Source organism: Pseudarthrobacter sp. RHLT3-21 (genome assembly GCF_059383495.1).
Map to the genome: position 1 here is coordinate 35,679 of NZ_JBWZCI010000029.1, position 7,069 is coordinate 42,747.

The following is a 7,069-nucleotide window of genomic DNA, read 5'->3' on the forward strand; positions in this document are numbered from 1 at the left end:
TGGATTGCCGGTCTGTCTACGGCGCACCTCCACTCAAGCCCCAGTTCTCGTCAATCCTCGGACCCGACACTGTACAGGCAGGAAGTTGCCGGGCGCGGATCTTCCCCTTTTCAAATACGAGTCGTATTATGAAAAGCTGCACTGCCATTCGGCACCGAAACCAGAAGTTGTGTGGAAGGACGGCCATGAACACTCCGGACGTTATTGATCCAGGCGCTCTCCATGAAGAGAGCATCGTTATCGATGGACTCATCATTGCGAAGTGGGAAAGGGACCTGTTCCTTGATATGCGCAAGGGCGGTCTGACGGCTGCCAACTGCACGGTGTCTGTCTGGGAAGGATTCCAGGACACCGTAAACAACATTCTGGGCGTGAACAAGCTGATTGCCGAGAGCAGCGAGCTCGTCATGCCTGTTCGCACAACGGCCGATATCCTGGCGGCCAAAGATGCCGGAAAGACGGGAATCATACTTGGGTTCCAGAACGCGCACGCCTTTGAGGATCAACTGGGATACGTCAGTCTCTTCAAACAATTGGGCGTGGGCGTGGTGCAGCTCTGTTACAACACCCAGAATCTCGTCGGCACAGGCTGCTACGAACGGGACGGCGGCCTCTCCGGCTTTGGACGTGAGGTCGTGGCGGAGATGAACCGAGTCGGTATCCTTTGCGACTTGTCGCATGTGGGGTCGAAAACGTCGGAAGAAGTTATTCTCGAGTCCAGCAAGCCCGTCTGCTATTCGCACTGCCTTCCATATGGGCTCAAGGCCCATCCCCGAAACAAGTCCGATGAAGAGTTGCGCTTCATAGCCGATCACGGCGGCTTCGTAGGTGTCACCATGTTCGCACCGTTCTTGGCCAAGGGAACAGACTCAACTATCGATGACTACGCCGAAGCCATCGAGTACGTCATGAACATAGTGGGAGAAGACTCGATCGGAATCGGGACGGACTTCACCCAGGGACAGGACCTGAATTTCTTTGAGTGGTTGACCCACGACAAGGGGTATGCACGTCGATTGACGAGTTTTGGGGAGATCATTAATCCGCTTGGAATCCGCACCGTAGGCGAGTTTCCAAACCTAACGGAAACGTTGCTGAAACGAGGGCACTCCGAGCGCGTCGTCCGCAAGATCATGGGCGAGAACTGGATGCGCGTTCTTCGAGACGTGTGGGGGTCATGATGAATTCACCCGAGGTGCCCATCAGCGTGGACCCTGAAACCGGTCGATGGACCACAGATTCGCTCCCCATGCTCTATGTTCCCCTTCACTTCTTCGTGAACAACCACAAAGCGATCGAAAAAGAACTTGGAGTCGACCGCTACTCCCGATTGCTCTACGACGCCGGATACAAATCGGCCTGGACATGGTGCGAACACGAAGCAGAACTGCACAACCTGGTCGGCATGGATGTGTTCGAGCACTATTTAAGGCGACTTTCACAACGCGGCTGGGGGCTCTTTCAGGTGCTCGACTTTGACCTTGCCCACGCCAAGGCATCAGTCAGTGTAAGAAACTCAGCCTTCCATCAGCCCGAATCCGAAGACCAGGGCACTGGGGATTACATGTTCACGGGCTGGTTCTCCGGCGCAATGGATCAGATCCTGCACGCCCGGGGGAGCAGCATGCGTACAACAAGCCATCAGGTTCATTGGGAAGGCCAGGACGACGCCGAATACGGACTATTCCATGTTGCTCCGCGACAACCGCATTGACGGAAGAATATCCCCGCCCAGGTTTATGGAGCCGGCGGTGTCGTCAGTCAGGAAGTTAAAGATGCGGTTCCGGAAGAGCAGCACGTGGCGGCCTGCAATGCCTTCCGCTGCATCGGGGTCATGCCTTTCATAGGCATCAATCAGTTCTGAGTGGTCCTTTTGAACCTCAATGAAGTGCTGTTCCAGCGTTTCCCAGGAGGTGGCACCGCCGAAAGCCAAGTAGCCCAACCGTTGTCCGTGATCATGAATGGAACAGGCGAGGTTGGCAAGGTAGCCGTTGCCCGCCAGCGTAGCCTCCAGCCGATGCAACTCCGCATTGCTGGAGGCCACTTCCTCGGGGCGCTCGTGCTCAATAGCCCGGATAACTTTGCTTTCCGCTTTCCGCAGCTTGGCAATCCCGGTGGCGTTGCACCTCACTGCAACGAGTCGGCCTATTGCCCTTGCGGAGACCATGTGGGCTTCAAAAAGACTCGATAAATCCTGAATATCAAGAGGCTTCACGAAGAAGCCCCTCCTATCAGGATCGGACACTACGAGCCCCTCGGAAACCAGACGAAAGAGCGCCTCGCGCGCTGGAGTACGGCTGATACCGAGCATCTCGCTAAGCCCAAGATCATCGATAACGGACCCTGGAGCGAGTTGGAGAGTCATTACCTTCTTCTTGATCTCGCTATAAGCCCGTTCCATTACCGTTCTGGGACGACCGGCCATCTATCCTGCTTTCTGTATTACAGCGGTATACGCACAGCACTATGCTACATAGCCGAACCAAGCTATTGCCCCGGCGCGCGGGTCCGCGAGCCGTCAGCAAGGTGAAAAGCAGGGCCGTGAACGTCACTGGTCCGAAATATCAACTGCTCGGCGGGGGTGGCCACGCCCCGCTGAGGATGCTTGAGTCGACAAAAGGAGAGTCCTACGCTTGAACAGGCCGGAACGCACGCCTTCCATCACAAGCTTCACGAGGGTTCGCCGCTGCAGATGCAGTGGCTCTTTTACGGGCATTCCAAACTGCCTGTTGCACAACAAGCCTGGGAGCTTCCTCCCGGCGGCTTCGAGGGCATGCATTCACATGCCCATCCCAACCGTTCGCTGGAAGAGATCTACGTCGTTACTGAGGGCACCGGTCAAATGACCGTAGAAGACGCAATCTATCCGATGGCCGTCGGCGACGCCGTCCTGGCAAAGGCGGGAGCTAGTGTCCTGCGCCTGAAATTCGCTTCGTAATTATAGAATTGGGTATGGCGAACGTTGGACGGCCGAAGGCCCCTGTGGAACTGTCGGATGAAGAGCGGGAGACGCTGTCCCGGTGGGCGCGCAGGGCGAAATCGTCCCAGTCGCTGGCCACGCGCCCGAAGATCGTGCTCGGCAGCGCCGAAGGCCTGAGCAATGTCGAGGTGGGCGCCCGGTGCGGAGTCGAACCTCATACCGTGGCGAAGTGGCGGCGCCGGTTCCTGGAGCGCCGGCTGGACGGGCTGGTCGATGACCCCAGGCCCGGCCGTCCAACCAGCATTACCAGTGATCAGGTTGAGGATGTCGTGGTTGCGACCCTGGAGTCGACGCCGAAGAACGCCACGCACTGGTCACGGGCGAAGATGGCTCAGCGGTCGGGTCTGTCGAAATCCACGATCGGGCGGATCTGGAAGGCGTTCGAGCTCAAGCCCCACCGCGCAGACAAGCTCTCCAATGATCCCTTGTTCGTGGAGAAGGTCTACGACGTGGCGGGGCTCTACCTGAACCCGCCCGAATCCGCCGTGGTGCTCAGTGTGGATGAGAAATCGCAGGTCCAGGCGCTGGCCCGGTCCCAGCCGGCCTTCCCCATGATGCCAGGGATGCCGGAGAAGCGGACCCATGACTACGTCAGGCATGGGACCACGACCCTGTTCGCGGCACTGAACACCGCGGACGGTTCCGTGATCTCCAGCCTGCACCGCGAGCACCGGGCCATCGAGTTCAGGAAGTTCCTCGCCAAGATCGACGCCGAGGTCCCAGAGGGCCTTGACGTGCACCTGATCTGCGACAACTACCAGACCCACAAGACTCCTGCCGTAAAGACATGGCTGCAGAACCACCCGCGTTTCCACATGCATTTCACGCCGACCTACTCATCCTGGCTGAACCAGGTCGAGCGGTTCTTCGGCTTCGTCACCGAGGACCTGCTGCGCCGCAGCGATCACCGCAGCGTCCAAGCCCTCGAAGCCGACATCCGCAAATGGGTCAGCGAATGGAACACCAACCCCACACCCTTCACCTGGACAAAGACAGCAGAACAGATCCTCGAATCAATCGGCCGACTTCTGAACCGAATTTCAGACGCAGGACACTAGCGTCGCCAGCCGTCCACGGGCCAGGTCATGAAGGCGGGCTCCTCGTAAGGATGCGCCGCGCGCAGGGCCAGCACAACGGCGTCGAGCGTCTCTTCCTCCACGACACATTCCACCCGGGTTTCCGGCACGCGCTCGCCCGCACCCACCGCCCCGACGAACGGCTCGGCGCCGGGTGACGGAGTGAAGCGCCCGGTGCCGGGGGAGGTGAAAGTGCAGTGCGAATAGTTCCCGATCCTGCCCGCGCCGGCGTCGCCGATTGCCGCGAGCAGCGCCGCCGTGTGTGTGTCCGGAACGTAAACCACCAGGGCGTGCAGCTGTGTCATGGCCTCATCCTGCCAAGAAGGCAGGGTTATCGGCAGCAATTTCATTGCTTATCCGGCGGGTAGGGCCGATCATGGATATGTACACCGATTGGGGCAATCTCAAGGTTGTGAGCTGCGGGGCCTGGCTGGAGGGCCGGACCCGGCAGCTCAACGGCGTATCGGAGGAATGGGCGCATTGGGGGCGTCCATTTTGACGTTAATGGCCAGATGCGTCCCGGCTGCCCTTCCGCGGTAATAGTCCGCCGGGCCCAATTGGGCGATGCCGGAAAGTTCAGGTAGTCTAGTGTCTGCTTTTGATTCAGAAGCAGCTGGAGAATTCGCCTAGCGGCCTATGGCGCACGCCTGGAACGCGTGTTGGGTTAACGCCCTCGGGGGTTCAAATCCCCCATTCTCCGCCAGCCAGAAACCCGGTTCTGACATCGTCAGGGCCGGGTTTTTGCTTTCCTCCAGCCGGACCTTGACCCGTGGCTACGGGTCACGTGCCCAGGTCAGCCGCCCGCGTAGCCGAGGCGGCGGAGGCGCTCCCGGGCCGCTTGTTCGCTGGGTCCAGGCCCGCGTCCAAGGGCAAGATGTACTACGCCGAGAGTCACCTTCGTTGCCAGTCTCACGGGGAGCGGGAACGGCCCCAGTCGGGGGACCTGGAGCCCCAGCATCAGGCGGTACTTCGGCTCCAGGCTGTAGACAGCGCCGGCGAACATGATCCGGTAGCCCGGGCGCAGCAACGGATGCAGCGGCGGGTTGCGGATGAACTCAACGGTCTCGGCAACCCTGCTGTCCGCCACCAGCTCGCCGTTGTTATACCAGCGGTCCAGTTGTTCCCTCATTTCTGCCTCGCTCAGGGGCGGATTCACTACGCCCATCAGCCGTCCGGCCTGGGCCCACTCGCGGACATAGGCGTCCGGGCCGCCGGGGATCGCGGAACCCCAGATCTTGTGGGCTGAGAGGAAAGCGTCCAGGAAGGCGATGTGGACCCAGCGGGCGAGTTCCGGATCATTGGCCGAGTAGCTCCGCTCGCCGCCGTGCCCGTCACCGTAGCTCCCCTGCACGGGCTCGTGCAGGCGACGGACCCGGGCGGAAGCCTCGTCTGCGGCGGCCTGCGGGCCATAAGTGACGGTGAAGATCCAACGGATGGTCCGGGCCAACCGGCTCAGCGGATCTGCGCGGAAGTCGGAGTGCTCGTGAATTCCCGCCAGCGCTCCCGGATGCAAGGCCTGCATCAGGAGCGCACGGACCCCGGCCACAATGGTGGACATGGAGCCGTGCACCGCCCAGACGGCCGAACCGGGCAGGTGATAGCCGGCGTCGTCCCCCTCGGCCAGCCGCGGAACCCAAGCAGGCGGACCGTCAGCGGTGCCGGTGAATACCCGTTTGATCTCACCCTGCCATTCCCTAGGGAAATTTCGCATGAAACTATTCTCGCCCAGAGTCCGGCGGGCATGTTTCTGACAGCGGATCCACATAAAGTCCGCAGCGGTAGCGGCGCGGGGGTTCACAGGCCCAGGTCTTTGTGGTCCCATGAGATGGTAAGTCCGTCTGGATCCGGGGTCTGGCGGGCCAATCCGGGAGTAGCGAGTGGGCAAACATTGGGGATCCGGCCGGGATAAGGAGCCTGCGGGCGGTTGCGCCTTGGCTGTGCGCGTGCTGGCCGCCAGTGCCGTTGTTGCCGCGTCACTGTTCGCCGTCGGATTCCCTGGAACACTCCCCTCTAAGCCTGGCCCGGGAGCGTCGCCTGTCGGTGCCGGACATGTTGGCCTGCCTGGGCTGGCCGGTGCTTTCCTGACGGACAGCCGGGCCTTGGTTCCGTTCAACCGCACACTGGTCAGGACCATCGCCAAGGGCGGGAGCGCGCCACTCAATGTGGCCTCTGCCGGGCTCACCCGCCCCCCGGAGGGGTCCCTCATGGCGCCCCTTGAGTTCCTCACCTCAAGCTCTCCTTTTGGGTACCGGGTCAGCCCGATCACCGGGACGGGCGGTGATTTCCACCTGGGCCAGGACTTCGCTGCAGGCTGCGGCACCAGGGTTTATTCGGCCGACGCCGGCGTGGTCAGGGCCGCCGGCTGGCACCCCTGGGGCGGCGGCAACCGCGTCGAAATAGACCACGGCAACGGGCTGATCACCACGTACAACCACTTGGAGGCCATCGCTGTCCGGACGGGGGATTCCGTGCAGGTGGGCCAGGTCATTGCCCGGGTTGGAACCACGGGATGGTCCACGGGCTGCCATCTGCATTTCGAAACCATCCTCCACGGCAAGCACACCAACCCGCTGAACTGGACACTCCTCCGTATTCTTCAGTTGGACGAGCTCGAGGACATAGCCATGGTCAGCTATGACGCCAAGCCCGCGGATGACGGCGCGCAACGCTGGGCCATCCCGGTCGCCGAGGACAACAGCCACACGGTCCTGGGCGGCGTGGAGGAACTGTCCGAGGCGCCGCCCGCGGACGGATCGCCGACCACATCGGAACCGCAGGACGAGGCACCCACGGGGGACCCGTCGTCGGACCCTACCTCGCCTGACCCCACTGCCACGGAGACAGCAACTTCGTCGGCGTCATCCTCCACGACGCCTTCCTCGCCCGGGACGACGTCACCCACCTCCGCGGACATCTCAAGCGCAACGCCGACGACGTCATCACCCACCGCCGCGGACATCTCAAGCGCAACGCCGACGACGTCATCACCCACCGCCGCGGACATCTCAAGCGC

At 61.5% G+C, this 7,069-nt stretch carries 8 protein-coding genes and 1 tRNA gene; 6 read left to right on the forward strand and 3 right to left on the reverse strand.

From position 1 onward, the window contains the following. The first annotated feature begins 185 nt into the window (after window positions 1–185). Both AC50YA_RS20710 and AC50YA_RS20715 read left to right on the forward strand, forming a co-directional pair. Window positions 186–1,181, forward strand: coding sequence for a dipeptidase (locus AC50YA_RS20710; protein ID WP_494984075.1), 996 nt, complete (start codon window positions 186–188; stop codon window positions 1,179–1,181). Next, on the forward strand, window positions 1,181–1,714 hold the full coding sequence (locus AC50YA_RS20715) for a DUF5943 domain-containing protein (RefSeq protein WP_494984083.1): 534 nt from the start codon (window positions 1,181–1,183) through the stop codon (window positions 1,712–1,714). Before AC50YA_RS20710 ends, AC50YA_RS20715 begins: the two co-directional genes overlap by 1 nt. On the opposite strand, the gene AC50YA_RS20720 is transcribed toward AC50YA_RS20715, so the two are convergent. Beyond that, a complete protein-coding gene (locus AC50YA_RS20720) occupies window positions 1,682–2,425 on the reverse strand; it encodes a GntR family transcriptional regulator (RefSeq protein ID WP_494984076.1) in 744 nt (247 codons plus the stop codon). The genes AC50YA_RS20715 and AC50YA_RS20720 overlap by 33 nt on opposite strands. A 180-nt stretch (window positions 2,426–2,605) precedes the next feature. On the opposite strand from AC50YA_RS20720, the gene AC50YA_RS20725 reads away from it, so the two are divergent. Both AC50YA_RS20725 and AC50YA_RS20730 read left to right on the forward strand, forming a co-directional pair. Next, window positions 2,606–2,938 carry a cupin domain-containing protein gene (locus tag AC50YA_RS20725; RefSeq protein ID WP_494984077.1) on the forward strand — a complete coding sequence of 111 codons (333 nt, stop codon included), beginning with the start codon at window positions 2,606–2,608 and terminating at the stop codon, window positions 2,936–2,938. 14 nt (window positions 2,939–2,952) lie between these two features. After that, a complete protein-coding gene (locus AC50YA_RS20730; RefSeq protein WP_494984078.1) occupies window positions 2,953–4,038 on the forward strand; it encodes an IS630 family transposase in 1,086 nt (361 codons plus the stop codon). Here the strand turns inward: AC50YA_RS20730 and AC50YA_RS20735 are convergent. Continuing rightward, entirely contained in the window at window positions 4,035–4,361 is a 327-nt protein-coding gene (locus AC50YA_RS20735) for a hypothetical protein (RefSeq protein ID WP_494984079.1), read from the reverse strand. The genes AC50YA_RS20730 and AC50YA_RS20735 overlap by 4 nt on opposite strands. A gap of 310 nt (window positions 4,362–4,671) precedes the next feature. Here AC50YA_RS20735 and AC50YA_RS20740 point away from each other — a divergent pair. Continuing rightward, window positions 4,672–4,759 (forward strand) — tRNA-Ser (locus tag AC50YA_RS20740). Between the two features lie 90 nt (window positions 4,760–4,849). On the opposite strand, the gene AC50YA_RS20745 is transcribed toward AC50YA_RS20740, so the two are convergent. Then, entirely contained in the window at window positions 4,850–5,767 is a 918-nt protein-coding gene (locus tag AC50YA_RS20745) for an oxygenase MpaB family protein (protein WP_494984080.1), read from the reverse strand. Window positions 5,768–5,999: 232 nt separating this feature from the next. Between AC50YA_RS20745 and AC50YA_RS20750 the strand changes: the two genes are divergently transcribed. Then, window positions 6,000–7,069: M23 family metallopeptidase (locus tag AC50YA_RS20750; protein WP_494984081.1), on the forward strand; the 1,070-nt coding region annotated here is incomplete at its 3' end.

Bases quoted from the DNA above. Each gene is read 5' to 3' on its own strand.
- AC50YA_RS20720 (WP_494984076.1), bottom strand. From the start codon at position 2,425: ATGGCCGGTCGTCCCAGAACGGTAATGGAACGGGCTTATAGCGAGATC.
- AC50YA_RS20730 (WP_494984078.1), top strand. From the start codon at position 2,953: ATGGCGAACGTTGGACGGCCGAAGGCCCCTGTGGAACTGTCGGATGAA.
- AC50YA_RS20715 (WP_494984083.1), top strand. From the start codon at position 1,181: ATGAATTCACCCGAGGTGCCCATCAGCGTGGACCCTGAAACCGGTCGA.
- AC50YA_RS20745 (WP_494984080.1), bottom strand. From the start codon at position 5,767: ATGCGAAATTTCCCTAGGGAATGGCAGGGTGAGATCAAACGGGTATTC.
- AC50YA_RS20735 (WP_494984079.1), bottom strand. From the start codon at position 4,361: ATGACACAGCTGCACGCCCTGGTGGTTTACGTTCCGGACACACACACG.
- AC50YA_RS20710 (WP_494984075.1), top strand. From the start codon at position 186: ATGAACACTCCGGACGTTATTGATCCAGGCGCTCTCCATGAAGAGAGC.